Annotated in this window: 25 protein-coding genes; 23 read left to right on the forward strand and 2 right to left on the reverse strand. The window is 40.6% G+C overall.

Features of this window, described 5'->3' with window-relative positions; translation table 11 throughout:
- Positions 1-109 precede the first annotated feature (109 nt).
- The 8 genes from sleB to fni all read left to right on the forward strand — a co-directional run bounded on the left by sleB (position 110) and on the right by fni (position 7244).
- Positions 110-934 carry a spore cortex-lytic enzyme gene (gene sleB, locus J7I96_RS23160; RefSeq protein WP_396020131.1) on the forward strand — a complete coding sequence of 275 codons (825 nt, stop codon included), beginning with the start codon at positions 110-112 and terminating at the stop codon, positions 932-934.
- A 14-nt stretch (positions 935-948) separates the two neighbouring features.
- Entirely contained in the window at positions 949-2304 is a 1356-nt protein-coding gene (gene ypeB, locus J7I96_RS23165; RefSeq protein WP_214772081.1) for a germination protein YpeB, read from the forward strand.
- 151 nt (positions 2305-2455) lie between these two features.
- Positions 2456-3115, forward strand: a complete 660-nt coding sequence (locus J7I96_RS23170) for a flagellar brake protein (RefSeq protein WP_214772079.1) — start codon at positions 2456-2458, stop codon at positions 3113-3115.
- A 68-nt stretch (positions 3116-3183) separates the two neighbouring features.
- Positions 3184-3369, forward strand: coding sequence for a YpfB family protein (locus J7I96_RS23175; RefSeq protein ID WP_048681726.1), 186 nt, complete (start codon positions 3184-3186; stop codon positions 3367-3369).
- A 194-nt stretch (positions 3370-3563) separates the two neighbouring features.
- Positions 3564-4238, forward strand: coding sequence for a (d)CMP kinase (gene cmk, locus J7I96_RS23180; RefSeq protein ID WP_214772077.1), 675 nt, complete (start codon positions 3564-3566; stop codon positions 4236-4238).
- Positions 4235-4822, forward strand: a complete 588-nt coding sequence (locus J7I96_RS23185) for a lysophospholipid acyltransferase family protein (protein ID WP_214772075.1) — start codon at positions 4235-4237, stop codon at positions 4820-4822. The genes cmk and J7I96_RS23185 overlap by 4 nt, the downstream gene beginning before the upstream one ends.
- 216 nt (positions 4823-5038) lie before the next feature.
- A complete protein-coding gene (rpsA, locus tag J7I96_RS23190) occupies positions 5039-6178 on the forward strand; it encodes a 30S ribosomal protein S1 (RefSeq protein WP_053535602.1) in 1140 nt (379 codons plus the stop codon).
- Between the two features lie 19 nt (positions 6179-6197).
- Positions 6198-7244, forward strand: a complete 1047-nt coding sequence (gene fni / locus J7I96_RS23195) for a type 2 isopentenyl-diphosphate Delta-isomerase (RefSeq protein ID WP_214772071.1) — start codon at positions 6198-6200, stop codon at positions 7242-7244.
- Between the two features lie 68 nt (positions 7245-7312).
- Here the strand turns inward: fni and J7I96_RS23200 are convergent, their stop codons facing one another.
- Positions 7313-7444, reverse strand: coding sequence for a YpzI family protein (locus J7I96_RS23200; protein ID WP_095389675.1), 132 nt, complete (start codon positions 7442-7444; stop codon positions 7313-7315).
- Positions 7445-7556: 112 nt separating this feature from the next.
- Between J7I96_RS23200 and J7I96_RS23205 the strand changes: the two genes are divergently transcribed.
- The 6 genes from J7I96_RS23205 to J7I96_RS23230 all read left to right on the forward strand — a co-directional run bounded on the left by J7I96_RS23205 (position 7557) and on the right by J7I96_RS23230 (position 17430).
- Positions 7557-8177: a YphA family membrane protein gene (locus J7I96_RS23205; RefSeq protein ID WP_214923440.1), complete on the forward strand. Its 621-nt coding sequence runs from the start codon at positions 7557-7559 to the stop codon at positions 8175-8177.
- 497 nt (positions 8178-8674) lie between these two features.
- Positions 8675-9985 (forward strand): ribosome biogenesis GTPase Der, encoded by a 1311-nt coding sequence (gene der / locus J7I96_RS23210; RefSeq protein ID WP_034308039.1) that lies wholly within the window; start codon positions 8675-8677, stop codon positions 9983-9985.
- A 16-nt stretch (positions 9986-10001) separates the two neighbouring features.
- On the forward strand, positions 10002-11054 hold the full coding sequence (locus tag J7I96_RS23215) for an NAD(P)H-dependent glycerol-3-phosphate dehydrogenase (protein WP_238141517.1): 1053 nt from the start codon (positions 10002-10004) through the stop codon (positions 11052-11054).
- A 376-nt stretch (positions 11055-11430) separates the two neighbouring features.
- A complete protein-coding gene (locus J7I96_RS23220) occupies positions 11431-12768 on the forward strand; it encodes an APC family permease (protein ID WP_214772066.1) in 1338 nt (445 codons plus the stop codon).
- An 879-nt stretch (positions 12769-13647) separates the two neighbouring features.
- On the forward strand, positions 13648-15753 hold the full coding sequence (locus J7I96_RS23225) for a sigma 54-interacting transcriptional regulator (protein ID WP_238141516.1): 2106 nt from the start codon (positions 13648-13650) through the stop codon (positions 15751-15753).
- A gap of 303 nt (positions 15754-16056) precedes the next feature.
- On the forward strand, positions 16057-17430 hold the full coding sequence (locus J7I96_RS23230; protein WP_214923442.1) for a putrescine aminotransferase: 1374 nt from the start codon (positions 16057-16059) through the stop codon (positions 17428-17430).
- A gap of 301 nt (positions 17431-17731) precedes the next feature.
- On the opposite strand, the gene J7I96_RS23235 is transcribed toward J7I96_RS23230, so the two are convergent.
- Positions 17732-17881 carry a hypothetical protein gene (locus J7I96_RS23235; RefSeq protein WP_214923443.1) on the reverse strand — a complete coding sequence of 50 codons (150 nt, stop codon included), beginning with the start codon at positions 17879-17881 and terminating at the stop codon, positions 17732-17734.
- A 261-nt stretch (positions 17882-18142) separates the two neighbouring features.
- On the opposite strand from J7I96_RS23235, the gene J7I96_RS23240 reads away from it, so the two are divergent.
- The 9 genes from J7I96_RS23240 to hepT all read left to right on the forward strand — a co-directional run bounded on the left by J7I96_RS23240 (position 18143) and on the right by hepT (position 25498).
- Positions 18143-18340, forward strand: coding sequence for a DUF2768 domain-containing protein (locus J7I96_RS23240; protein WP_048681698.1), 198 nt, complete (start codon positions 18143-18145; stop codon positions 18338-18340).
- A 16-nt stretch (positions 18341-18356) separates the two neighbouring features.
- On the forward strand, positions 18357-19079 hold the full coding sequence (locus J7I96_RS23245; RefSeq protein ID WP_396020132.1) for a hypothetical protein: 723 nt from the start codon (positions 18357-18359) through the stop codon (positions 19077-19079).
- A 233-nt stretch (positions 19080-19312) separates the two neighbouring features.
- Positions 19313-20791, forward strand: coding sequence for a stage IV sporulation protein A (gene spoIVA / locus J7I96_RS23250; RefSeq protein WP_214923446.1), 1479 nt, complete (start codon positions 19313-19315; stop codon positions 20789-20791).
- Between the two features lie 504 nt (positions 20792-21295).
- Positions 21296-21568, forward strand: coding sequence for an HU family DNA-binding protein (locus J7I96_RS23255; RefSeq protein ID WP_034308023.1), 273 nt, complete (start codon positions 21296-21298; stop codon positions 21566-21568).
- Positions 21569-21873: 305 nt separating this feature from the next.
- Positions 21874-22440, forward strand: coding sequence for a GTP cyclohydrolase I FolE (gene folE / locus J7I96_RS23260; RefSeq protein WP_034308020.1), 567 nt, complete (start codon positions 21874-21876; stop codon positions 22438-22440).
- A gap of 20 nt (positions 22441-22460) precedes the next feature.
- Positions 22461-22709 carry a trp RNA-binding attenuation protein MtrB gene (mtrB, locus tag J7I96_RS23265; protein WP_076365643.1) on the forward strand — a complete coding sequence of 83 codons (249 nt, stop codon included), beginning with the start codon at positions 22461-22463 and terminating at the stop codon, positions 22707-22709.
- A gap of 247 nt (positions 22710-22956) precedes the next feature.
- Positions 22957-23787 carry a heptaprenyl diphosphate synthase component 1 gene (locus J7I96_RS23270; protein WP_214772057.1) on the forward strand — a complete coding sequence of 277 codons (831 nt, stop codon included), beginning with the start codon at positions 22957-22959 and terminating at the stop codon, positions 23785-23787.
- 3 nt (positions 23788-23790) lie between these two features.
- Complete coding sequence (locus tag J7I96_RS23275; protein WP_034308012.1) at positions 23791-24501, forward strand: demethylmenaquinone methyltransferase; 711 nt, start codon at positions 23791-23793, stop codon at positions 24499-24501.
- Between the two features lie 34 nt (positions 24502-24535).
- A complete protein-coding gene (gene hepT, locus J7I96_RS23280; RefSeq protein ID WP_053535594.1) occupies positions 24536-25498 on the forward strand; it encodes a heptaprenyl diphosphate synthase component II in 963 nt (320 codons plus the stop codon).
- The last annotated feature ends 89 nt before the right edge of the window (positions 25499-25587 follow it).

Below are 25587 nucleotides of genomic sequence, written 5' to 3' on the forward strand. Positions count from 1 at the left end.
GCATATTTTGCCCGCTCCGTTTTTTTTATGTTTGGAATAAAAAAGCCAGTAAAGAAGAAAATAGAATTACATTAATTCAAGAAAAAGAGGAGTGTTTTTGATGAAAGGAATTTCGTCAAAATGGAAATGGCTTTTGCTGTTTTCGTGTATAACTATATGTTTCGGAATTTACCCGGAAACAAGAACAAATGCCTTTTCGAGCCAGGTCATCCAAAAAGGTGCGGTTGGAGATGATGTAATTGAACTGCAGGCACGTCTGCAAAACACCGGTTACTATAAGGGAAAGATTGATGGAGCCTATGGATGGGGCACTTATTGGGCACTTCGAAACTTTCAACAAGATTTCGGGCTGCCAATCGATGGTTTAGCAGGGACTACAACAAAACAGAAGTTGGCGAATGCGTCTAATTTCAATAAAGCTTGGGTTCATGAGCAAATCAATAAAGGAAACGAGTTCACCTATTATGGGGGAGTCCCCATTGAAAAACAAGTAAAAGCGAAAGGGAATGGAACTGGAGGAACCGCTACCGGAAAGGCCCCTTCCAAACCAACGACATCTGCCAATCTTCCAGGGGGTTATTCTCAAAACGATATACAGCTAATGGCCAATGCCGTTTATGGAGAGGCGCGAGGGGAGCCATATACAGGCCAGGTTGCCGTTGCAGCTGTAATCCTGAATAGGGTGGAAAGTGCTGCATTTCCTAATACCATTTCGGGAGTGATTTTTGAACCTGGGGCGTTTACGGCTGTTGCGGATGGACAGATTTGGCTAACACCGAACGAAAGGGCGAAAGAAGCCGTGGTGGATGCTATCAATGGGTGGGACCCAAGTGGTAATGCAGAATATTATTTTAATCCCGATACGGCAACAAGCAAATGGATCTGGTCAAGGGAACAAATTAAAAGAATCGGAAAACATATCTTTTGTAAGTAAAGAGGTGAAGGAAAATGATCAGGAATATAGTGATTGCCCTGCTTGTTGTAGTTATTGCGGGAACTGCATTCTGGGGTTATCAAGAACATAAGGAAAAAAATGCTGTATTAATCAACGCGGAAAATACGTATCAGCGAGCCTTTCATGATTTAAGCTATCAGGTGGATTTATTGCACGATAAGGTCGGCAGTACTTTGGCCATGAATTCACGTTATTCATTAAGTCCGGCGTTAACAGATGTTTGGCGTATCACTTCCGAAGCCCAAAGTGATGTCGGGCAGTTGCCATTGACCTTGCTTCCTTTTAATAAGACAGAGGAATTTTTATCAAAAATTGCGGACTTCAGTTATAAAACAGCGGTACGGGACCTTGAAAAAGAACCATTGAATGATAAGGAATATGCGACACTGCAATCCTTGTACACACAGGCAGGAGACATCCAGGGCGAGTTAAGGAAAGTGCAGTATCTAGTCCTTAAAAACAATTTAAGGTGGATGGATGTCGAAATGGCTCTTGCATCAGGGAAAGAAAGTTCGGATAACACGATCATTGACGGATTAAAGACGGTAGAGAAAAAAGTATCTGGGTACGGGGAAACGAATGAGATGAACCCGACTTTTACTTCTGCACAGCAGAGGGATGAAAACTTCAAAAATTTGCAAGGTGAAACCATTACGAAAGAAGAAGCAATCGCGACAGCAAAAAACTATGCACACTCAAAAAGCAAAAATTTGAAGGTGAATGTGGAAGAAAACGGAAAAGGTTCTGATTATGGATTTTATAGTGTGAGCATCCTTGATAAAGATTCCGGTACTGAATTGAATATGGATTTGACAAAAAAAGGCGGTTACCCTATTTGGTATATCAATAATAGAGATGTGAACAAAACCAATATTGATTTGAATCAAGCCTATACAAAAGCCGAAGCTTTTTTAAAGGAACATGATTTCAGTTCACTTGAATTATTTGAAAGTGCCCAATACGATAATATCGCATTATTGAATTTCGTAACCTCAGAAAATGGAGTCAAGATTTATCCAGATTCAGTCAAGGTCAAAATCGCATTGGATGATGGAACCGTTATAGGTTTTTCAGCTGATGAGTATTTGAAATCACATAAAACCAGGGAAGTAGGGAATCCGAAAATGTCCGAGAAAGAAGCTAAGGACAAAATCAACAGCAATGTAAAAATAATGGAAGAAGGCAAGGCGTTAATAACCAATGATATTGGTGAAGAAGTTCTTTGTTATGAATTTCTCGGTACGATTAAAGACGATACCTACCGTATTTTCATTAATGCAGATACCGGTCAAGAAGAAAAGGTTGAAAAATTAAAAAATTCCGAACCGGTATACGAGAATTTAATTTAAAAAAAAATCGTCAATCATGTAGGGAAATGTGCTTAGTCACTTTCCCTTTTTCTTATTTCATGACATAATAACTTCATCATTATTGGATTATATAGGAATTTAATAGGTAATATTATGTGTTTTCCTACTATCGAAAAGGACGTGGACGACGATGTTTAAAATTGGTGATATATTAATGCTCGAACCAAAATACACACCACAGAAGGAAAAGTTCAATTGTATGGTTGTGGAAATGGGAACGGGTTGTTTCTATACGGACTTTCCCATCGATGTTGAGACTGGAAAAATTGCATTCCTTATGGATGGGACACAGTTCAATGTCACATTTTCCAATGAAGAGCAGGCTGTTTATGTATTCGAGTCTGAAGTGCTTGGAAAAGTGAAAGGTAGAATACCCATGATGCAACTATTGCTGCCCGAAGCAGAAACGTTTGTTAAAATCCAGCGAAGGCAATTCGTACGCCTGGATGTAACCTTGGATACGGCCATTCACCCAGAACATTCCGAGTTTACTCCTTTTCGCACATTAACGGAGGATATCAGCGCTGGCGGGGCTTCCATAAGGCTTTTAAAAGGCACCGCAATTCAATCGGTTTCGCAATTATACCTGTGGATGGCGCTTACGTTGAAATCAGGTGAGATTCATTATTTAAGGTTAAAAAGCAAAGTCATTCGCGTAACGGAAAAAGAGCATGGAAATATGCTTTTGCACGTCCAATTTCTTGAACCTTCAAAAAATGATATACAGACATTAATGAGGTTTATATTTGAAAAGCAGGTGGATTTAAAGAAAAAAGGCTTGCCTGTTTAACATGATTGAATGAAAAACAGCGATTCCATCCATACTGCTAATATAAACGGATGGAGGGTGCGGCTTATATGAAAACATTTGAAAGACTATTAATTAAAGTGATCATCATCCAATTGGCCTGCTTATTTTTTTTCCAATTCCTTTTGAGCAGGGAGGATCAAATCTTTGATTTGACCAAGCTCTCGAGGTATGAAGGTGTCACCAGCAATAATTATACGAAAATCATTGAAACTTTCAATGGGACCCATAAGTAAAAGCGGTGATCCGCTTTTTTTTGTAAGAAGATTTTCAATAAAAGGATAACCTTTTGATGGCTGTAGGGATCAAAAAAAGAACAAAGGTGATTTTGAACGTACACATCCCTTTTATTAATGATTTTCCCGCTAGTTGTGATAAAATGAAAAGGTATTAAATAATCAGCATGATTGTAGGATTCTTGGGAGGATTTATGAAAAAAAAAATATCAGTCGCAATCGATGGACCAGCTGCTGCTGGAAAAAGCACGGTTGCTAAAATTGTAGCAGAAAAGTTCAATTACATATATGTGGATACAGGGGCGATGTATAGGGCCATTACCTATAAGGCCCTTAATCAAAAGATTCTTCTTGATGATGAACAAGCATTATCAGAAGTTCTCATCAATACGGAAATCGAATTAAGACCAAGTGAAAATGGGCAGTTGGTTTTCTTGGATAACGAGGACGTGACATCCCAAATCAGGAACAATGAAGTGACTGGTTCCGTTTCGGAAGTGGCCAAGCACCGGAGCATCCGGGAGGAATTGGTTCGCAGGCAGCAAATCTTAGGTGAAAATGGCGGTGTCGTCATGGATGGCAGGGACATCGGTACGCATGTGTTACCAAACGCCGAAGTAAAGGTATTTCTAATCGCTTCCGTTGATGAAAGGGCACAGCGGAGGCATCAGGAAAATATATTGAAAGGTTTTCCATCAGATATCGAAAAATTAAGGGAAGAAATCGCAACAAGGGACAAGCTGGACTCCGAACGCGAGGTATCGCCATTGAAAAAGGCAGCTGATGCTATCGAAATCGATACGACCTCATTATCGATTCAGGAAGTTGCAGAAAGTATCATGTCTTTAATAGAAGAGAGGAAAAGATGACATTGGATTTTTACACATTTGCCAAGAACATCGTAAAAGGCGTTTTAACGCCTTCGTTTAGGGTTAAAGCACTCGGAAAGGAACATATCCCTAAAGAGGGCGGGGTTTTGATCTGTGCCAATCACATTGATAATTTGGATCCGCCCGTAGTTGGCATGACGTCTCCAAGGGATATTCATTTCATGGCGAAAGAAGAGTTGTTTCATGCGCCTGTTTTAAAGGGTATATTACCAAGAGTAAATGCATTTCCCGTGAAACGCGGCAATAGCGATCGGGAATCCCTTAGGAAAGGCTTAAAGCTTTTGAAGGAGGGCAAGGCGATTGGTCTGTTTCCCGAGGGAACCAGAAGCAAGACTGGTCAATTGGGAGAAGGTTTGGCGGGGGCCGGATTTTTTGCGTTGCGGTCTGATGCCGTTATCATACCGTGTGCAATCATCGGCCCATATAAATTTTTACGTCCATTGAAGGTCGTTTACGGTCCTCCAATAAATTTTACCGAATATCGTGAACAGAAAATATCAGCCGATGACGCCACCAAGATCATCATGGAGCATATTGGGAAATTGATTTCCGAACATAAATAGTCCTTCATACTTGACAATTTTCTGATTTTGTTAGAATTTATAAAATAAGGGTATTGTTCCTTATTGCCGATGAAAAGGAATTATAACTTTATTACTCTTAAAAAAACTGTTTTTATCTTTATTAGGAAAGTGTTTTTATTGAACCACTTTAAATAAAATATGTGGCCGATGAAGAGGAAATTTGCTGATCAGTCATGGGTTAAGGAGGAGTTAGTAATGACAGAAGATATGAACCAAGTAGAAGTGAACAATTACAAAGTTGGGGATCAAGTTAAAGCAACCGTTTCAAAGGTAGAAGAAAAACAGGTCATTGTCGATGTGGAAAACAGCAAGACTGATGGAATCATACCTATCAGTGAGCTTTCAAGCCTGCATGTCGAAAAGGCTTCAGATGCCGTTTCGGAAGGTGATGCATTGGAGCTGGAAGTCATTAAAGTCGAAGAAGAAGCTCTCATTCTATCAAAACGTAAAATTGACGCTCTTAAGGCATGGGATGACCTGGAATTGAAATTTGAAAATGGAGACGTATTTGAGGCTGAAGTTAAAGATGTCGTCAAAGGCGGGCTTGTCGTGGATCTAGGCGTACGTGGTTTTGTTCCAGCTTCTCTAGTAGAAGACTATTTCGTTGAAGACTTTTCTGATTACAAAAACAAAACTTTAACATTCAAGATCGTTGAACTTGAGAAAGACAAAAATCGCTTAATCCTCTCACATCGGGCAGTGGTCCAGGACCAAAAGGAAAAGCAAAAAGCAAACGTCTTGGATAAGATTGAAAGCGGGCAAGTGCTTGAGGGTGTGGTCCAAAGGATTACCGATTTTGGTGCGTTCGTGGATATTGGTGGCGTAGACGGCCTTGTCCACATTTCCCAGCTTTCCCATCAGCATGTCGACAAGGCATCCGATGTTGTGTCCGAAGGGGATAAGGTTCAGGTGAAAGTGTTATCCATCGATCGTGATAATGAAAGGATTTCACTTTCCATCAAGGATACCCTTCCTGGACCTTGGGCAGGAATTGCAGAAAAAGCTGCCAAAGGCTCTACACTGGAAGGTATCGTCAAACGCCTTGTTTCTTTTGGTGCATTCGTGGAAATTTTTCCAGGCGTAGAAGGTCTTGTCCATATATCACAAATTTCACACAAGCATATTGCCACACCGCAAGAAGTACTTAAAGAAGGCCAGTCTGTCGAAGTGAAAGTGCTGGAAGTCAATGAAACGGATCAGCGTTTATCATTGAGCATCAAGGAACTTGAAGAACCTCAATCCAATTACAACACATCAGATTATGAGATGCCTGAAGAATCGAAGGGTTTTCAGCTAGGTGAAATGATCGGTGATCAATTGAAAAAACTAAAATAAGATAATAATGGTGATGGCCTTGGAGAGAAAACAACGAAAATTAGATCATATAGAATTTGCGCTTAAGACAGGACAGCAGCAACAAACCGGACTAGAAGATATTTCGTTTATTCACCAAAGCTTACCAGGTATTTCCTTGAATAATGTGAACCTCACAGCAGAAGTTGGCGAACTTGAATTAAGTTCGCCAATTTTTATAAATGCCATGACCGGAGGCGGAGGCCCTGAAACGGAAAAATTGAATGGTGACCTAGCCATTGCTGCAAGGGAAACGGGAATCGCCATGGCGGTAGGATCGCAAATGGCAGCCATCAAAGATCCTAGCCAGCAAGCTTCTTTCAAAGTTGTAAGGAAGGAAAATCCTGATGGTGTGTTGATTGGTAATCTCGGTGGTGAAGCAACAGTCGAACAGGCTAAGCGGGCAAGCGAAATGATCGGGGCCGATGCCCTTCAAATACATATTAACGTCATCCAAGAATTGACGATGCCTGAAGGGGACAGGGATTTTGCGGGTACCCTTTCGAGAATAGAAAAAATCAATAAAACGATCGGAATTCCTGTCATCGTAAAAGAAGTTGGATTTGGGATGAGTATGGAAACGGTGCGGCAATTACATTCGGTAGGTGTTTCAATCATTGATGTAGGCGGGTTTGGCGGAACGAATTTTGCTAAAATCGAGAATGAAAGACGAGCAAAAATACTCGGCTATTTTAATGAATGGGGCATACCGACAGCCGCTTCGATTGTCGAAGCAGTGAATGTTTCGCCACAGCTTTCAGTCATTGGGTCGGGTGGCATTCAAAGCCCTTTGGAAATTACAAAAAGCCTGGCGCTAGGAGCGAAAGGTGTCGGATTGGCTGGACATTTCCTCAAGCTCTATAAAGAGTTGGGCTTGGAGCATTTGATTAAAGAAATACATTACATACATGAAGATTTAAAGGTCATCATGACTGCACTCGGATGCGGTAATATCTCAGAGCTAAGAAAATCGAAATTAGTCATCAAAGGAAATACCTATCATTGGTTATCTCAAAGAGGCATTGATTGTTCCGCGTATGCTAAATAAATGACCCACAAAAAGGAAGCATCTCATTGGATCGAATGGAGATGCTTCCTTTTTGTTCATGGATAGACTTAACTATTCCTTTTTCGTGCCTCTTCAGGGCTTTCCATTCTTGTTGCCCCTTTAAGACCCAGTGATTGGTCCCTGTCGGACTCCACCCGTTTACTTTCTCTCAATTTCTTCTCTTGTCGATCTTTTCCCATGTTCACACCTCCTTTTTAAATGAATGGGGTATGGTTTCCTCATTAAATGCCGTGCCTAACGTTTATACTTTGAATAAACAACCCATAATGTTCCTAAAAGGGGGGACGCTGCATGGATGGAATTATATTTTATTGGATTTCATGGATAGTTTGGGTCATTATCATGTTTTTTATTCCGAAAACGGTTCCCTATCGTTTTGATTTTCTTTTTCATCTATTAGCCGTAATGGTATTAGCGGGCTATAAACTGGAGGCTCCATTGATTTCCGTGCATTTGAGCGGACCGTATCTTTTCTTTATTCTGTGTGTGTATATTAGGAAGAAATCAATCATCAAGATGATGGAACTGATTAGCGGAAGTCTTATTATCACTCTCGCTTATGCGAGCTTTCAACTTTTTTCTTTACTTGATCCGATATGGCTCATAATGAAACCCTCTTATCTTTTGTGTATTTTCCTGAATTATCTCATATTATTACTTTTTAAAAATTGGAAACATCGATTGTTCGTCCTTTTAATTGGGATGCTGCTAGGAGATATTATATATTCGGGATTACTTGCTTACCACTCTTTACCTTATGTGGCCCTTGCTTACTCATGGCATGATAATGCCGTGCTGGTATTGGGGGCAAACATACTGTGGAGAATGTTGGAACTGGTTGGCCAATACATTTATACAATTTCCCATTCGAGATTTTTATCAAAACAAGGAAAAGAGAATTTTAATCAATGAGTATGGAGAAAATTAGTATGGGGTATTAGCTATTTTATCAAAATGCAGAAATATAAATGGAACCAATTGGAATTGGAAGGCTTTTATTCATACAATCATTGTTGATTGGCGAGAAATTTGTTACTATAGGATAGTTAGAGGTCTGTAGATAAATCGTAAAATGCTCTAAACAATTAAAAAGGAAGCCGTATGCCGAAGCTTTCTTCATTTTTTTGGGCTGTTTAGAATCAAGTTTTAGCATGCAGAGGGTTCAGCTTCATGTCACCTAAGGAACCGGGGCGTCAAGTGGACAAACCGCCCGTGAATACCTGATGAGTTTAACTGAACATCAGTTGGGATTATTCTTACTGATGAAAGATTCCTTTAAATGATGATGAATACAACCTTTTCCTTTAAAAGGAAATTATGAAAATCAATAATGCAAAGCAACCGTAATAAATGCATTCATGAATTTCGTGACTTTGACAGAGATATAGTAGCAGAAAGGGTGAATAGCAATGCCAAAACCGGTAATTGCGATAGTCGGTCGTCCGAACGTGGGAAAATCGACAATCTTTAATAGAATAGTTGGAGAACGGGTTTCAATTGTTGAAGACGTTCCAGGAGTGACCCGGGACAGGATTTATAGTTCGGGTGAATGGTTGACACATGATTTTAACATTATTGATACAGGTGGAATTGATATCGGTGACGAGCCGTTCCTAGAACAAATTCGCCAGCAGGCTGAAATTGCCATTGACGAAGCTGATGTCATTATTTTTATGACGAATGGTCGTGAAGGTGTAACGGCTGCTGATGAAGAGGTCGCAAAGATTCTCTATAAATCCAGAAAGCCGGTTGTCCTTGCGGTAAATAAAGTCGATAACCCAGAAATGAAAGATCAAATTTATGATTTCTATGCGTTAGGTTTTGGCGATCCATTCCCGATCTCCGGTTCTCATGGACTTGGTCTTGGTGACCTTCTGGATGAAGCGGCTAAACATTTCCCTAAATTTGACGGCCCGGATTATGCTGATGATGTCATTAAATTCAGCTTGATTGGAAGACCGAACGTAGGTAAATCTTCTCTGGTCAATGCACTATTAGGTGAAGAACGTGTCATTGTCAGTGATATTGAAGGTACGACTCGTGACGCGATTGACTCTCCGTATAAGTACAATGGCAAAGAGTATGTCATTATTGATACAGCAGGGATGCGGAAAAAAGGCAAGGTGTATGAAAGTACGGAAAAATATAGCGTACTTCGTGCATTAAGGGCAATTGAACGTTCAGACGTTGTTCTTGTAGTCCTGAACGCTGAAGAAGGAATTCGTGAGCAGGATAAGAAAATTGCAGGATATGCCCATGAAGCGGGTAGGGCGGTCATCATCGTCGTCAATAAGTGGGATGCCATCGAGAAAGATGAAAAAACGATGAAGGATTTTGAAGAAAAGATCCGGGCTCATTTCCTGTTCTTGGATTATGCGCCAATCATTTATCTTTCTGCCTTAACGAAAAAACGGACACATACCTTAATACCGGTCATTGATCAGGCTAGTGAGAATCATGCTATCCGGGTTCAGACAAATGTATTGAATGAAGTGGTAATGGATGCCGTGGCAATGAATCCGACACCGACTCATAATGGAAACCGTTTGAAAATTTACTATACGACACAGGTAGCCATCAAGCCGCCAACTTTCGTCGTATTCGTTAACGATCCGGAGTTATTGCATTTCTCATATGAGAGATTTTTAGAAAATCGAATTAGGGATGCCTTTGGTTTTGAAGGAACACCAATACGAATTTTTGGACGCCAGAGAAAATAGTAAAGGTGGTTATACCGTGGTAAAAGAAAAAGAAAGTATCGCAGTGATTGGAGCTGGGAGCTGGGGGACTGCTTTAGCGCTCGTAATCGCTGATAACCAGCATGAAGTGAGATTATGGGGACATAATCAGAAACAAATCGATGAAATCAATCAAAATCATACGAATGAAAAATACTTGCCTGGCATTGAATTGCCTTTGGGGATTAAAGGTTATTCTTCCCTTAAGGAAGCGTTGGCCGGAATTGAAATAATTATTTTGGCGGTGCCGACAAAAGCCTACAGGGAAGTGCTTGGCCAGATTAAAGAGGCTCATGATAAACCATTGACGATCGTTCATGTGAGTAAAGGAATTGAACCTGATACACTGCTTCGTATATCAGAAATGATTGAGGAAGTCTCTTCGGCGGATTGGCTTAAAGATATAGTGGTTCTTTCTGGACCGAGCCATGCAGAAGAAGTCAGTTTACGTCACCCGACAACAGTTGCCGTTTCTTCAAAGAATATGAAAGCTGCCGAAAGGGTTCAGGACATCTTTATCAATAATAATTTCCGTGTCTATACAAATCCGGACTTGATTGGTGTTGAAATCGGTGGGGCATTAAAGAACATCATCGCTTTGGGTGCCGGCCTTACGGATGGTTTAGGCTATGGGGATAATGCCAAGGCTGCATTAATGACACGGGGATTGGCTGAAATATCCCGTCTAGGGGCGGCCATGGGGGCTAACCCACTAACGTTTTCAGGTTTAGCTGGGATTGGCGACTTGATCGTCACTTGTACAAGCGTTCATTCCCGTAATTGGAGAGCTGGGAATATGCTTGGTAAAGGGCAAAAACTTGAAGAAGTTTTGGAAAACATGGGGATGGTCGTTGAAGGTGTCAGAACCACTAAAGCCGCCTATCAACTAGCCCAAAAGTACGAAGTGAATATGCCAATCACAGAAGCTCTGTACGATGTTTTATTCAATGGGGAAGAAGTGAAAAAGGCAGTTGACCTTTTGATGAATCGTTCAAAAACGAATGAGATGGAAGAACTTTTTAACATATTGGATAGCAGGCAGCAGGATTAATCTCCAATCTGTTGATTTTCATAAAAGAATTTCATTAAATTAGGCATTTGATGATGCGCCTTGCCGTGTATCAGCATACAATGCAACGAAAGTAAACTAGTAATTTGACCTCGGCACGGGGGATTTAGTCAAATGAGCAGAAGGTATCTAAATATCTTCTGCTTTTTTTATGGGCAAAAAATCTTCAATTTATGAATAATTGAATAGATTATTCAGATTTGCATAAATCATTCTACATATTTCCTTGTTTTTTGTTAAAAATCGACCCTTTTTTTTGGTATGAAAATTGCGTAGTGTAATATGACCAAAAAATTATAAGGGGTGGCGAGAAAAGTTAGTTACCCTTTTCTCGCTTAAAAAGGAAGGGGAATGATACATGCAAACAGGTAATCTGAAAAGGTCATTAAACTTGTGGCATATCGTATTGCTCGGTGTTGGATATATGACGCCGATGGTTGTTTTTGATACATTCGGGATAGTTTCCGAAAAAACCGGGGGGCATGTGCCGACCGCTTATATCATTGCTCTTTTGGCAATGTTGTTTACGGCAGCCAGTTATGGAAAAATGGTTAAAATATATCCGCAGGCAGGTTCATCCTATACTTACACACAAAAAACGATCAGTCCTCATTTAGGCTTCCTTGTCGGGTGGTCTTCGTTACTTGACTATTTATTTTTACCGATGGTGAACGGCATTTTGACAAAAATATACTTAACTGCTCTTTTTCCGGAAGTATACCCATGGATATGGGTGGTGGCATTTGTCCTTTTAATGACAGTCATTAACTTATTCAATGTTAATTTTGCGGCTAACTTTAATAGCTTCCTTGTTTTTTTTCAAATGTTGGTCATCTTCATTTTTGGGGCTCTTGTCGTTAAAGGCGTCATGGGTGGAGAAGGGACTGGAGAGGTCTTGTCGGTTCAGCCATTCATCGGGCCCCACATGGAAATCTCGACGCTCATAACTGGTGCTACAATCCTTTGTTTTTCTTTTTTGGGGTTTGACGCAGTCACTACTTTATCGGAAGAAACACCGAATCCATCTAAAACGGTCCCCCGGGCAATCTTTTTGACTGCCCTGATCGGAGGGGTTTTATTCGTGACGGCATCATTCTTTACACAGTTATTTTTCCCGGATGTTTCCCGTTTTAGCGATCCTGAAGCAGCTTCTCCGGAAATTGCCCTTTTCGTGGGCGGGAAGTTATTTCAGGCATTCTTTCTTGCAGGAACGTTATGCGGTACCCTTGCCTCCGGTCTGGCATCTCACGCTAGTGTTTCTAGGTTGCTATATGTCATGGGGCGTGACCAAATGATCCCGAAAAAACTATTTGGGTTTGTCCACCCCAAGTACAACACGCCATTTTTTAATGTCATTTTTGTCGGGTCGATATCACTGGTTGCCTTATTCCTTGATTTGGTTACGGCCACTTCCCTCATAAACTTTGGGGCATTAATCGCTTTTACCTTCGTGAATATTTGCGTAATCGTCCATTCGATAAGAAACAAAAGCTTCAGAACGATTAAAGGTTTTCTTTCAACTATTCTGTCCCCGGTTTTAGGCGCGGCTTCGGTCTTCATCCTTTGGCTTAATCTCGGTATGAGTTCCTTGATTTTAGGAATAGTCTGGGCGGTAATTGGGATTGGTTATCTCCTATATCGGACAAAATGGTTTACGGAATCCCCTCCGCTATTTCATTTTGAAAAAGCACAGTGAATTTATTCTACTGTTTCATTACACGAGGGAGGGTCTTACATGGCTGATGAGAAATAAAGAGGTCATTAATGCTATTGCTTGTTGTTCCCATGCCGTTCATAGCGTTAGCAACATGTATTCAGCACTTAGGGCAAGAATATGTAGATTAATATGGTGCCCGGGAGCTTTATGGTGATGCTTTTCCCGGCGTACGGTTATGTAATGTTGGCAAAGTCATTCCTTCGGCAGGTTCGGTATAGGTTTATATGCAAAAGTCCATTCATACATATGCCTGTTTTTGCAGGTTAGTCGATACTGATGGATTAATCATTCATTTCAATTATATTGCTTTTAATAAATTTCCTTCTGTACTGACCTATCCATAAGCGTTGAATTTACTGATTATTGTGACGGTTCCCGTGTCATGGTTAGGAAAATGGGTGCGAAAGCAATGCTGTATTAACGTTCGTCGCCTTGCTTTTGATGGTATTTATCTGACAAATTACGCAGGGGGATGTATAAGGAATGGTGACGGGGGCAGAAGCATATATTTTACCCTTGGTTCCTTATAGTGCTGATGGTATGAAGCTTTATGACGGTATGGAGGGAGCGGTTCTATCTGTATAAAAATCCTTAGCAGAGGACTGCCATCCACGAATCATTACAAATAGGAATAAGCAAAAGTCAAACATGATTGGAATGTATAAGATAAGGTGGACGGTCCTTTATAAAATAAGTCTAAGCTGCATATCAGGTTCAAAAGGGTCCGTTAATGGACCCTTTTGTTGTGGAATGAGTAAAGGTAAATGCTGGATATGAGTAATGGTGCCTATTATTTTTTATCTTGCAATTCGGAATTGTGATAAAATATAGGTTAGGTTACAAAAGGAGAGTGAAACTGTGTTATCTATTCCGGATGATAAAATTAGACCATTCATAACTATAACAATTGATCAGCCTACATTTTCAGACCAAAATATTCATGAGATACAGGAACCTTTCTTCTTTCTTATGAAGGAAAATCAAGTGTTTGCGTATATCCGCATGGATGACCTCCCGTTAAATGAAAAAATAACGACAGTCGATCAGCTTTTACAGTATGCTTTTTCGATTGATAATGTCTGTAAATTGCACCCTAACATTTCCTTGCCGCATCTGTTTCAAATTATCGGTGAACCTATCGTGCTGATAAAAACGGATGATGGCCTGCTAACGGGTTATGTAAAAAGGGAAGATGTATTAGCAGAATTATTCAAGCAGGACAGCAAACAAAATTTAGACCTGCTGAATGTTATATTAACCTCCATTCCTATGGGGATATTTGTGGCTGATAAAGAAAAGAATATCGTGAACTTCAATGAATCAGGCTTGAAGATGATAAAAAAACCTTCTGAACAAGTCCTTAATGAACCTGCTGCGAACATCTTCAATAAGCAGCATATACATAGCGTGTTTGCCAGCGGGAGCAGTATTCTGAATCAGTTGGAGATTACTGATGTCATGAGTGTGCTCGTCGACTATAGCCCGATTCTGAACCATGAAAAAGAAGTCGAAGGCCTGATCATCATCGTTCAGGATTTACCGATGGTTGAGGAAATGGCCATGGAAATAGAATTGATAAAAAGCTCGAATAAAGACTTGAATGCCATTTTAGCGAATATCTATGATGAAATACTTGTAGTCAATCAAAAAGGAGAGCTGCTGCGCTATAGTGACAGCATCATCTCGGGATTCTGGGGGAAGGACTTAAAAGATTATATCGGGAAGAATCTCTTGCAATTAGAAGATGAAGGGATTTTTAATCCTTCGGTAACCCGGTTAGTCCTTGAACAAAAAAAGAAAGTATCGATTGTCCAAGATACGAAAATGAATAAGAAAGTCCTTTCCGTCGGCACCCCTGTGTTCAATGAAAAAGGGGAAATAGATCGAATAGTCATTGCATCAAGGGATATAACGGAAACGACACAATTGAAATCGGAATTAAATGAAATGAGGAAAGAACTGGACTCTTTCAAAAAACAGGATCAATTTTATAAAGAGTTGGTTTTTGCAAGTCCTAAAATGGAGCAAATAATCAGCCAAGTCAAGAAAATAGCCCATTTTTCATCTACTGTATTAATCAATGGGGAGTCGGGAGTAGGTAAAGAAGTGATTGCTGAAGCCATTCATAAAATGGGCAGGCGATCTAAACAACCTTTCCTGAAGATAAATTGCGGGGCGATTCCGGAAAACCTTCTCGAAAGTGAATTGTTTGGTTATACGAAGGGTTCCTTTACAGGAGCGGATAAAAATGGGAAGGTAGGATACTTTCAGCAGGCCAATAAAGGTGTATTATTCCTGGATGAAGTGGGTGACATGCCCATACATCTGCAAGTCAAGCTGCTGCGGGTACTCCAGGAACAGGAAGTGATTCCGATTGGCAGCACCACACCCATTTCCATTGATGTTCAAATTGTTGCGGCCACGAATAAGAGTCTGGAAAAAATGGTCGAGATGGGCACGTTCCGAGAAGATTTATTCTATCGATTGAACGTCATACCCATACATGTGCCCCCATTAAGGGAAAGGCCGGAGGATATACCGCCGCTAGCCTTTCATTTCCTGCAAAAACTGAATGAAAGGTATCAGCGGAATTATCACTTTTCCCCTGATGCATTAAATATACTGGAAGTCTATACTTGGCCGGGAAACATTCGTGAGTTGCAGAACATGATTGAAAGATTGGTTGTTTCTGCAGATGAAGAGATGATCGATGCTGACTTCATTCAAAGGTTCATACCTGTGGGCAGTGACTTTAAACAAACGAAACCCATCATTACGAGAATCCTTCCGCTGCAGGAAGCGCAGGATCATGTGGAAGAACAATTGATCATGCTTGCCATGAAACAGTATAAAACCACGACCAAAGCGGCTAAAGCGCTCGGGATAAGTCAATCGTCAGTGAGCAGGAAGTATCAAAAAGTGTTAGCTGAACAAAGTAAGAAAATCGAAAATGATGCATTTTGATTAAAAGCCGTTGCCGAGTGATGAAAATCACTTGTCAACGGCTTTTATTTTTATGAAGGCATTTTCGAAGCTTTTCAATGATTTCCCACACTTGATTATGCAAAGTGAAATAACGATATGCATAATTGCATAATTTAAGAGTGGTTTTTTTAAAAAAATGCGATTTTATTGGTGAATTAACTTGGCATGGTTCTTGCTTGATTAGTAAGTATAAGAAAAAAGGGAGGTAAGCATCAAAGTTTCATAAAACAAGCAAACTTAATTAACCCATCAACTAAAGCTATTAAAAAAGGAGATTATAAAATGTCAATTAACGTAGAAAGTAAAAACACTCAAGCTACCCAATCAGCAACTCAAGATTATATTAAAAAGGTGCTTCAATTAATCGAGCAGAAAGAAATTTCAAAAGAAGATGCACAGTGGGTAACAAGAGAAACGGTCGAGAATTTCCGTAACCATGTAAACCCTGGGTTTTTGGAATACCGGAAGACGGTCACTAAAGACACACAGTTCGCTTCGGTGGAGTGGTCTGATCAAGATTCCTGTTTTACGGATGTAAATGGAAAAAAATATATTGATTGTTTAGGTGGCTTTGGTATTTATAATGTTGGCCACCGTAACCCTAAAGTAGTAAAGGCAGTAACCGATCAATTGCAAAGACAAGCCCTTCATAGCCAGGACTTGCTTGATCCATTACGTGCAATGCTTGCCAAGATCCTTGCTGAAATCACGCCGGGAGATCTAAAATATTCATTCTTTACGAACAGCGGTACCGAGAGCGTGGAGGCTGCACTAAAACTGGCTAAAATGTACAGTGACAAATACACGATCATTTCCACGACAAAATCATTCCATGGCAAAAGCCTTGGTTCCCTGTCTGCAACGGCAAAGGGTATGTTCAGAAAACCGTTCATCCCGTTGGTACCAGGTGTGCGCCATGTACCATTCGGTGATGTGGATATGATGAGAAAAACGTTTGAAAGTTGCGGATTGGTCGGTGAAGATGTTGCTGCTGTGCTGTTGGAGCCTATTCAAGGTGAAGGAGGGGTCATCCTGCCTCCGCAAGATTATTTAAAACAGGTTCGGGCATTGTGTGACGAATATGATGCGTTATTGATCTTGGATGAAGTGCAAACAGGAATGGGACGGACAGGTAAAATGTTTGCATCCCAGCTATATGATGTTGTTCCGGACATTATTTGTTTAGCGAAAGCATTCGGTGGCGGAGTAATGCCTGCAGGCGCTGTTGTAGCCAATGAGAAAGTATTTAAAAGCTGGTTCGACAATCCATTCATGCATACTACGACATTTGGCGGAAATCCATTAGCTTGTGCTGCGGCCATTGCTACGATCGACGTACTTTTGGAAGAAAACTTACCGCAGCGTGCTGCAGAAGTTGGGGAATACTTCTTAAATGGGTTAAGGGAAGTGGCTGCTGAGCACAAAGATAAGGTGCTGGAAATACGCGGCCAAGGATTAATGATCGGTATTGAGTTCCATAAAGATGAAGTGGGTTATGAATTCTCAAAAGCCCTTTTTGATAAAGGCATCTTGGTGGCAGGTACGCTTATTAATTCCAAAACAATCAGGATCGAGCCATCATTGACTATTAAGCTGGATGAAGTCGATACAGTCATTAAAGCGTTTAAAGAAGTCTTGCCGACGCTTCAATCTTAATTGAAAAAAGCAGAAAAACAGCCATAGGGCTGATTCAGACTGTAGATAAAAAGGTTTCGGAATGGTACCATTCCGAAACCTTTTTGAATTTATAGCAGTTTTGGATAATGATGAACTCTCCAAGGTCATTATTTCGACCATTTCTATCCTTCGGCAAGTCTAGGTGGACATCTTCTTTACATGAATGGCAGCCTCCATTTTACTAATCAAATAGTTCGCTGCAAGAGGTGGTCCAAGTAAACATTTCAAGCTGATCAAAGGTATCCTCATCACCTCGCGTTTTCACCCTTGAATAAGGAGCTTATCTTCCTGTTAACACAAGGTTGACTGGAACGGAACGTACGAGACTGCTGCGGGAAAGCGGGGCCATGGGAGACCCCATAGGCGCTAATGGCACCGTAGGCGGACCTTCCGGGGAAAGCGAGTGCACTGCGTTCCAATCAACGGTCAAATTTTAAACACCTTAAAAAACTGTCGACGAACTCAATTATTATCGAGTTTGTTTATAAACTGAAACATTCATTGCGGTGTTTTTTTGTTGCTTGGAGGAGGGAATAATTACATATTTCTCGTTATATAACTGGATCTCAGAAATTTTTTTTCACGAGAACGAGTAATGAAAACGGGAATTACACAGATTGGACAAGGATTTAATTCCTTTAACGTAATTTGGTATGTTATAATAATTTCTGGAAAAAGGAGTGATGAAGATATGACACCTGCTCTGCAAAAAATGTGGATATCCTTTATAGCTATGGGCTTTATGGTTATCTCTATATTTCTAATCTACTTAAGCCGCTATAAATTAAAAGGTTTTTGGAGAGTCTTGACAGCAATTATCGCATACATACTTATGATTCTGGCCGGCTTGATCATCCTTATCGTTGTTCTTAGCGGGCCAACCACTTGATAGGTGAGGAGAAATGATGAGAAATTTTTTCAAAATATTATGTTTATTATGCATCACTGTATCATTATCTGGCTGCTTATATCCGGAGAAGCAAAAAATGCAAAACCAACTGCCTTATAAAGAGCAAATACAATCCGTCCAAAGTGCAGTGGATCAATTTCAGAAAGATGAAGGCGGCATACTGCCGATAGTTACTAAAGATGCAGGGACACCGATTTATCAAAAATATGTCATAAAATTTTCTAAGATTTCGCCGAGGTATATGGCTGAACCGCCGGACAATGCCTTTGAATCCGGGGGTATCTTTCAATACATCCTCGTTAATGTTGAAAAAGATCCGACTGTAAAGCTATTGGATGTCAGGATGGCGCAGAAGATTCAGGATGTTTCCTTGAGATTGACTGCCTATCAGCAAAGCAACGGATACCCACCGTTTAAGGAAAGGTTATCCAATAATGTCTTCACGCTTGATTATGAAAAGATGGGCCTGAAGGAAGCTCCGACGGTCACTAGTCCATTTTCACAAAAAGATTTATTCCTTGTAGTCGATGGTCAAGGCAGCATTTTTGTTGATTATACTCCGGATTTACTTGAGGCATTGAAGAAGAATGAGGGGAAAATCAAGCAAGGTGAAGATATCCGGGAACTGCTGGTGCGGAGTTCGGAGTTCGTCCCTGCCTATTCGTTACCATATACAATTGATGAAAAAACAAATACCCCAATATTTCTAACAAAATAGGCATAACCCTTCTTCTGCAAAATATATTGTAGGGGAAGGGTTATTTCTTTTATCTTTATTTCATCTTACTTTTAAAATAACAACCCTTATATAAAAATTTCTGGTGGAGGAAGGGATTGAACCAGGGAAATAAATGGAATAAATTTTTAGGACAACATCATAGATATATATTGTCCTAAATAAATGCAAATGGATAAACGAAATCCCAAAACTCTAATTCGGGAGGGGATACCTTGGAAAAGGTAGATATTTTTAAAGATATAGCTGAACGGACCGGTGGCGATATATACTTGGGGGTGGTCGGTGCCGTCAGGACTGGAAAATCCACATTTATTAAAAAATTCATGGAGCTAGTCGTCATTCCGAATATACCGTCTGAGGCGGACCGTGCCAGGGCACAGGATGAATTGCCTCAAAGTGCTGCCGGAAAGACGATCATGACGACGGAACCCAAATTCGTACCGAACCAGGCAGCGTCGATTCAAGTAGCTGAAGGTCTCGACGTGAACATCCGTTTAGTCGATTGTGTCGGTTATACAATACCCGGGGCAAAAGGGTATGAAGATGAAAATGGTCCCCGCATGATTCACACGCCTTGGTATGAAGAGCCGATTCCGTTCAATGAAGCTGCCGAGATCGGTACTCGCAAAGTAATTCAGGATCATTCCACATTAGGCGTGGTCGTTACTACGGATGGTTCGATAGGAGAAATCCCGCGAAGTGATTATTTAGAGGCCGAGGAAAGGGTCGTCGAAGAATTGAAAGAGGTTGGCAAGCCATTTATCATGATTGTCAATTCCGTTCAGCCTCACCACCCGAATACGGTAGCACTGAGGGAATCCTTGCAGGAAAAGTATGATATCCCCGTATTGGCCATGAGTGTCGAGGGAATGAGGGAATCGGATGTTTACAGCGTACTGCGCGAAGCCTTGTACGAATTTCCTGTTCTCGAGGTCAATGTTAATCTCCCGAGCTGGGTTATGGTTCTGCGCGAGGATCATTGGTTAAGGGAAAGTTACCAGGAAGCGGTTAAAGAGACCGTCAAGGACATTAAGCGCCTAAGGGATGTTGATCGTGTAGTCGGTCATTTCAATGAATTCGAGTTCATTGACCGTGCAGCACTTGCAGGCATTGAGATGGGGCAGGGGGTTGCAGAAATAGACCTATACGCTCCGGATGAACTCTATGATGATATTCTGAAGGAAATTGTCGGTGTGGAGATTCGGGGCAAGGATCATTTGTTATCATTAATGCAGGACTTTGCGTATGCGAAAGCAGAATATGATCAGGTGGCCGATGCGTTGAGAATGGTTAAACAAACTGGATATGGTGTCGCAGCGCCATCCCTTAACGATATGAGTCTTGATGAACCGGAAATCATCCGCCAGGGAGCCAGGTTCGGTGTCAGGCTAAAAGCCGTAGCCCCTTCCATCCATATGGTCAAGGTCGATGTCGAATCCGAATTCTCGCCAATCATCGGTACGGAAAAGCAAAGTGAGGAATTAGTACGTTATCTGATGCAGGATTTCGAAGACAATCCGCTTTCCATTTGGAACTCCGATATTTTTGGAAGAAGCCTAAGTTCCTACGTAAGGGAAGGCATACAGGTGAAATTAGCGATGATGCCAGACAATGCACGCTATAAATTAAAAGAAACACTTGAGAGGATTATTAATGAGGGCAGTGGCGGTTTGATTGCCATCATCTTATAGAAAACGTTTAAGGCTGGACCAACTCCATTTATGGATTGGTCTTTTTACATGGGAGAAACGGCAGGATCGCAAGAAAAATATCATTTATGAACGCTAATATTTGAATTAATCTGCTGTTTTTTAGTATAATCTTGAAAAAACCCTGTGGTTAAGCGATTTTCAGCAATATAATAAGTTTAATTTCTATAAAAAAGGGAAATGATGAATAGCGAAAGACAAAATTTATAATATATACAATTATTAATGAAAAGATTCCCATTATTTTTTGAATTCCCTTGCTAAGCTTATAGGATTTGTGATAATCTACATACAGAAAACGCGTTATAACAGCGATTTCAACCTATTTATAAATTTCCGGATGAATAATTTGGAAATTAAACCGGCTTGGTAATCCCTGATTGTCAGTGAATGAAAATTTTTTGACCGAAGCTAATATCAAATCACTATTATAGTGTTGTAATAATGATTTTTTATAAAGATTCCTTTTGGGAGGAGGTGAATGGCATGAACAAAACAGAATTAATTAATGAAGTTGTTACAGCAACTGAAATTTCTAAGAAAGACGCTACAAAAGCTGTTGATGCTGTTTTTGATACAATCTTAGAAGCTCTAAAAAACGGTGATAAAGTCCAATTGATTGGTTTTGGTAACTTTGAAGTTCGTGAACGTGCGGCTCGTAAAGGCCGTAACCCACAGACTGGTGACGAAATCGAAATTGCAGCTAGCAAAGTGCCAGCTTTCAAACCCGGTAAAGCGCTGAAAGATGCAGTGAAGTAATTCTACCATTACATACGGGTGCTTAACCGAAAAGGGCCGCGTGAAAACGCGGTCCTTTTTTTGCTTCTTAATTTCCATCTGTGATAATATAAAGGACAGTGAATATTTTAGAAACGCTTCAGATGGTGAAAACTGCACAAGAAAATAACCATCCGAAACCGCTTCCGACGAAACTGCCTTTAAAGGGCTTCAATGTATGGGTAATCGGTGATTTAATAATTGCAATTATGGATTTCCGGGTGCAACGCGCTTTGGTTTTTTTATCTGAATACATAATATTATTGATTTTTTAGGAGGTACAAAAAATGGCTAATGTTGATCATGCCAAATTAGAAGAAGCGGTTAAAATGCTTCTCGAGGCTGTAGGGGAAGACCCAACGAGGGAAGGACTGCTGGATACTCCTGCTCGTGTAGCCAGAATGTATGAAGAAATTTTTTCTGGACTTAATCAGGATCCAAAGGAATATTTCGATACTGTTTTTGGGGAGGACCATGAAGAACTTGTACTTGTAAAGGATATTCCGTTTTACTCGGTATGTGAACATCATTTAGTCCCTTTTTACGGGAAAGCCCATGTAGCATATATTCCGAAAAACGGAAAAGTGACTGGTTTAAGCAAATTGGCACGGGCGGTTGAGGCTGTATCGAAGCGTCCGCAGCTTCAAGAGCGCATCACTTCTACAGTTGCAGACTCGATAATGGAAAAGCTCGAGCCTCATGGTGTAATGGTTGTAGTAGAGGCTGAACATATGTGCATGACCATGCGAGGCGTGAAAAAACCGGGATCTAAAACAGTGACTTCAGCTGTAAGGGGAACGTTTGCGAAGGATCACCGTACTAGAGCTGAAGTACTGGCATTCATTAAAGACTAAGGATATGGGGGCAGGAAAAAATGAATGAAAAAAAGATTCTGAATGATTTTGTCGTAATCAAAGCCATTGAGGATAGTGTGAATGTCATCGGGTTGACAAGAGGAACGGACACCAAGTTTCACCACTCCGAAAAACTGGACTCAGGAGAGGTGATGATCGCACAATTCACGGAGCATACCTCGGCAATTAAAATCAGGGGCCATGCAAAGGTCTATACCCCATTCGGAGAGATAGAAAGTGATTCCAAAAAGAATTCACCTGACAAATGATCGTTTCTCAATGCTTGGTTAATTATAAATCAATCACCTGATATCGCGTTTAACAAGCTGTAAATTTCCCGCATCCATGTTTTTGAAGAGCAAAAGTCGATGATTTCCTTGTTTTTGGAAGTTTCATTTTATAAACGTTGACCATTTCATCTGATTGTTTTTATGGTATAATAATGTGTATTTTACACAGACAGAAACCAATATGTATGAAAAAAATTATCTTTCGGGGATGCAAGGGTGATCTCAATTGTTAAACATAACGGACGACATAAGGCAATTAAAACGATTAATAGAAACGAAAGCTCAACATCCATATTTGTTGAAGTATATACAAAAGCCAAGCCTGGACGAAGATAAACTGATGTTGCTTTGGGGATTGTTTAACGATTTGGACGTTACAAGCGAAAAACGGAATCAATACATCATTTCAACCATGTTAGTGCAAATAGCTCTGGATACCCATGAAATCGTCTCGAATTCGGGTGAAGGAATCGAGTCGCCCGAGGTATTGAAAAATCGTCAATTACAAGTGCTTGCCGGTGATTACTATAGTGGCTTATATTATCAAGGGCTTGCCAGTATAGGTAATGTTGATATGATCCGTATCCTTTCAAGCGCGATAAAAAAAATAAATGATAATAAAATCATTCTATACCAACAAGGGTCGATTCATGATGTACCAACGCTTTTAATGACGTTAAAAGCGATCGAGGCTTCGCTGATTCAGAAACTGGCGAATTACTATAATGAGCCTGCCTGGATAGAAATATCGGAAGATCTGCTGCTTTTAAAACGGTTGCATGCCGAGAAGAGCGGTTATATGAAGTCGGGGGAATCAATAGTTTTTGATGTCCTAAGGGAAATGCTTTTTGATGACTCGATCGGTGGGGATGTTCCCATTTCGGAAAAGGAAGAACAGGTACGCACCCAATTCGACAAGTGCCTGAGGGATGCCAGGCAATCCGTAGAACGCTCGATGCGGAAGCTGGCAAAGTTGGATGATGAACTACTGGAAAGAGTGAAGACCATCTTGGAACAAACAGAGAGTATGGCAAATTCATATGTGAAAGAAGGGTGAATCATGGAGCAGTCTAAAGAGCAAAAAGTTCATCATGTCTTTGAAAAGATTTACGGAAATTATGACAAGATGAATTCCCTCATCAGCTTTAAACAGCATCTTAAATGGCGGAAGGCTACAATGGCCATCATGAATGTCCCAAAAGGCGCCCATGCACTGGATGTATGCTGTGGAACAGCGGACTGGACCATTGCCCTTGCTAATGAAGTAGGACCAGAAGGAAAGGTTGTTGGTCTGGATTTTAGTAAAAACATGCTGAAAATCGGCGAACAAAAGGTGAAGGAACTCAATCTGGATCAGGTTTCCCTAATGCATGGGAATGCAATGGAACTTCCTTTTGAGGATAATAGCTTTGACTATGTCACGATCGGTTTCGGGCTGCGGAATGTCCCTGATTACATGAAAGTGCTTAAAGAGTTAAACCGTGTAGCGAAGCCAGGTGGTATGGTCGTTTGCCTGGATACGTCACAGCCAACGATGCTAGGCTTTAAACAGGGATATTATTTTTATTTCCGTTTCATCATGCCCATGTTCGGCAAATTATTCGCAAAAAGCTATAGTGAATACTCATGGCTGCAGGAATCGGCTCGAGATTTCCCAGGCATGAAAAAGCTTGAAAACATGTTTAAGCAGGCAGGAATGGAAAATGTCAGTTATAAAGCCCATTTCGGTGGGGTAGCAGCAACACATTTCGGGTACAAGCCTTCAAAATAAGCAGAATAGCAATGGACAAAGCTGGGTGGAATGTATGAAATTTAAAATGATGTATTCATTTTTGAATGCAGATTTGCAATTAATAGAAAAAGAACTGGAAGCCGCAATTGAAGCGGATTCCACGGTTTTAAGGGAAGCTTCCCTGCATTTACTGCAATCCGGTGGAAAACGGATCCGTCCGGTATTCGTCCTATTGGGTGCGAAGTTTGGCAACTATGATATTCATGTCGTAAAGCATGTCGCAGCGACTCTGGAACTGATTCATACGGCTTCCCTTGTACATGATGATGTTGTGGATGATGCGGATTTACGCAGAGGGTCGGCTACCATCAAGTCGAAATGGGATAATCGCGTCGCCATGTACACAGGCGACTTCATTTTTGCTCGTGCACTGGAAATGATGGCGGTCATCGAGTCTCCGCTTGCGCATCAGATTCTCGCTGATACCATGGTTGAACTATGTCTTGGGGAAATTGAACAAATTAAAGATAAGTATAATTTCGAACAGAATTGGCGGATATATTTTAGACGGATCAAACGGAAAACGGCATTGCTCATTGCATCCAGCTGCCAGTTGGGAGCCATTTCAGCAGGTGTTGAAGAGGGAATTCACGAAAAGCTATTTAAATTCGGATATTATGTCGGTATGTCCTATCAAATCACCGATGATATATTGGATTTTACGGCGTCGGAAGAAGAGCTTGGTAAACCGGCCGGGAGTGATTTGATTCAAGGTAATATCACTTTACCCGTTTTGATCGCTATGGAGGATCCAAAATTAAAAAAGCTTATCGAAACTGTTCGGGAAGATACGCCAAAAGATGAAATGTCCCATATAATCAATGCGATAAAAACTTCCGGTGCCATTGAACAGGCAGCGAGGATCAGTGATATGTATTTAGAAAAAGCTTTTACTGAGTTGAAAGGTCTTCCTGCCATTAAAGCTAGAAAAACTTTATCGGATATCGCGAAAAATATCGGAAAAAGAAAGTTTTGATAATGGGAGTTGCGAAACTCATCAAACAATGGTAATATTCTAAAAGTATTGCCTTATATAGGCAAATAACAATGATACATATTAGGAGT

Source organism: Bacillus sp. ISL-78 (assembly GCF_018613455.1).
Taxonomy (GTDB): domain Bacteria; phylum Bacillota; class Bacilli; order Bacillales; family DSM-1321; genus Peribacillus; species Peribacillus frigoritolerans.

Coding starts and splice junctions, on each gene's coding strand:
- mtrB (WP_076365643.1), top strand. CDS start 22,461: ATGAATGAAAAAAAGATTCTGAATGATTTTGTCGTAATCAAAGCCATT.
- J7I96_RS23175 (WP_048681726.1), top strand. CDS start 3,184: ATGAAAACATTTGAAAGACTATTAATTAAAGTGATCATCATCCAATTG.
- J7I96_RS23200 (WP_095389675.1), bottom strand. CDS start 7,444: ATGGGAAAAGATCGACAAGAGAAGAAATTGAGAGAAAGTAAACGGGTG.
- J7I96_RS23205 (WP_214923440.1), top strand. CDS start 7,557: ATGGATGGAATTATATTTTATTGGATTTCATGGATAGTTTGGGTCATT.
- J7I96_RS23255 (WP_034308023.1), top strand. CDS start 21,296: ATGAACAAAACAGAATTAATTAATGAAGTTGTTACAGCAACTGAAATT.
- cmk (WP_214772077.1), top strand. CDS start 3,564: ATGAAAAAAAAAATATCAGTCGCAATCGATGGACCAGCTGCTGCTGGA.
- ypeB (WP_214772081.1), top strand. CDS start 949: ATGATCAGGAATATAGTGATTGCCCTGCTTGTTGTAGTTATTGCGGGA.
- hepT (WP_053535594.1), top strand. CDS start 24,536: ATGAAATTTAAAATGATGTATTCATTTTTGAATGCAGATTTGCAATTA.
- J7I96_RS23230 (WP_214923442.1), top strand. CDS start 16,057: ATGTCAATTAACGTAGAAAGTAAAAACACTCAAGCTACCCAATCAGCA.
- J7I96_RS23275 (WP_034308012.1), top strand. CDS start 23,791: ATGGAGCAGTCTAAAGAGCAAAAAGTTCATCATGTCTTTGAAAAGATT.
- J7I96_RS23220 (WP_214772066.1), top strand. CDS start 11,431: ATGCAAACAGGTAATCTGAAAAGGTCATTAAACTTGTGGCATATCGTA.
- folE (WP_034308020.1), top strand. CDS start 21,874: ATGGCTAATGTTGATCATGCCAAATTAGAAGAAGCGGTTAAAATGCTT.
- J7I96_RS23170 (WP_214772079.1), top strand. CDS start 2,456: ATGTTTAAAATTGGTGATATATTAATGCTCGAACCAAAATACACACCA.
- der (WP_034308039.1), top strand. CDS start 8,675: ATGCCAAAACCGGTAATTGCGATAGTCGGTCGTCCGAACGTGGGAAAA.
- J7I96_RS23185 (WP_214772075.1), top strand. CDS start 4,235: ATGACATTGGATTTTTACACATTTGCCAAGAACATCGTAAAAGGCGTT.
- J7I96_RS23240 (WP_048681698.1), top strand. CDS start 18,143: ATGACACCTGCTCTGCAAAAAATGTGGATATCCTTTATAGCTATGGGC.
- rpsA (WP_053535602.1), top strand. CDS start 5,039: ATGACAGAAGATATGAACCAAGTAGAAGTGAACAATTACAAAGTTGGG.
- J7I96_RS23245 (WP_396020132.1), top strand. CDS start 18,357: ATGAGAAATTTTTTCAAAATATTATGTTTATTATGCATCACTGTATCA.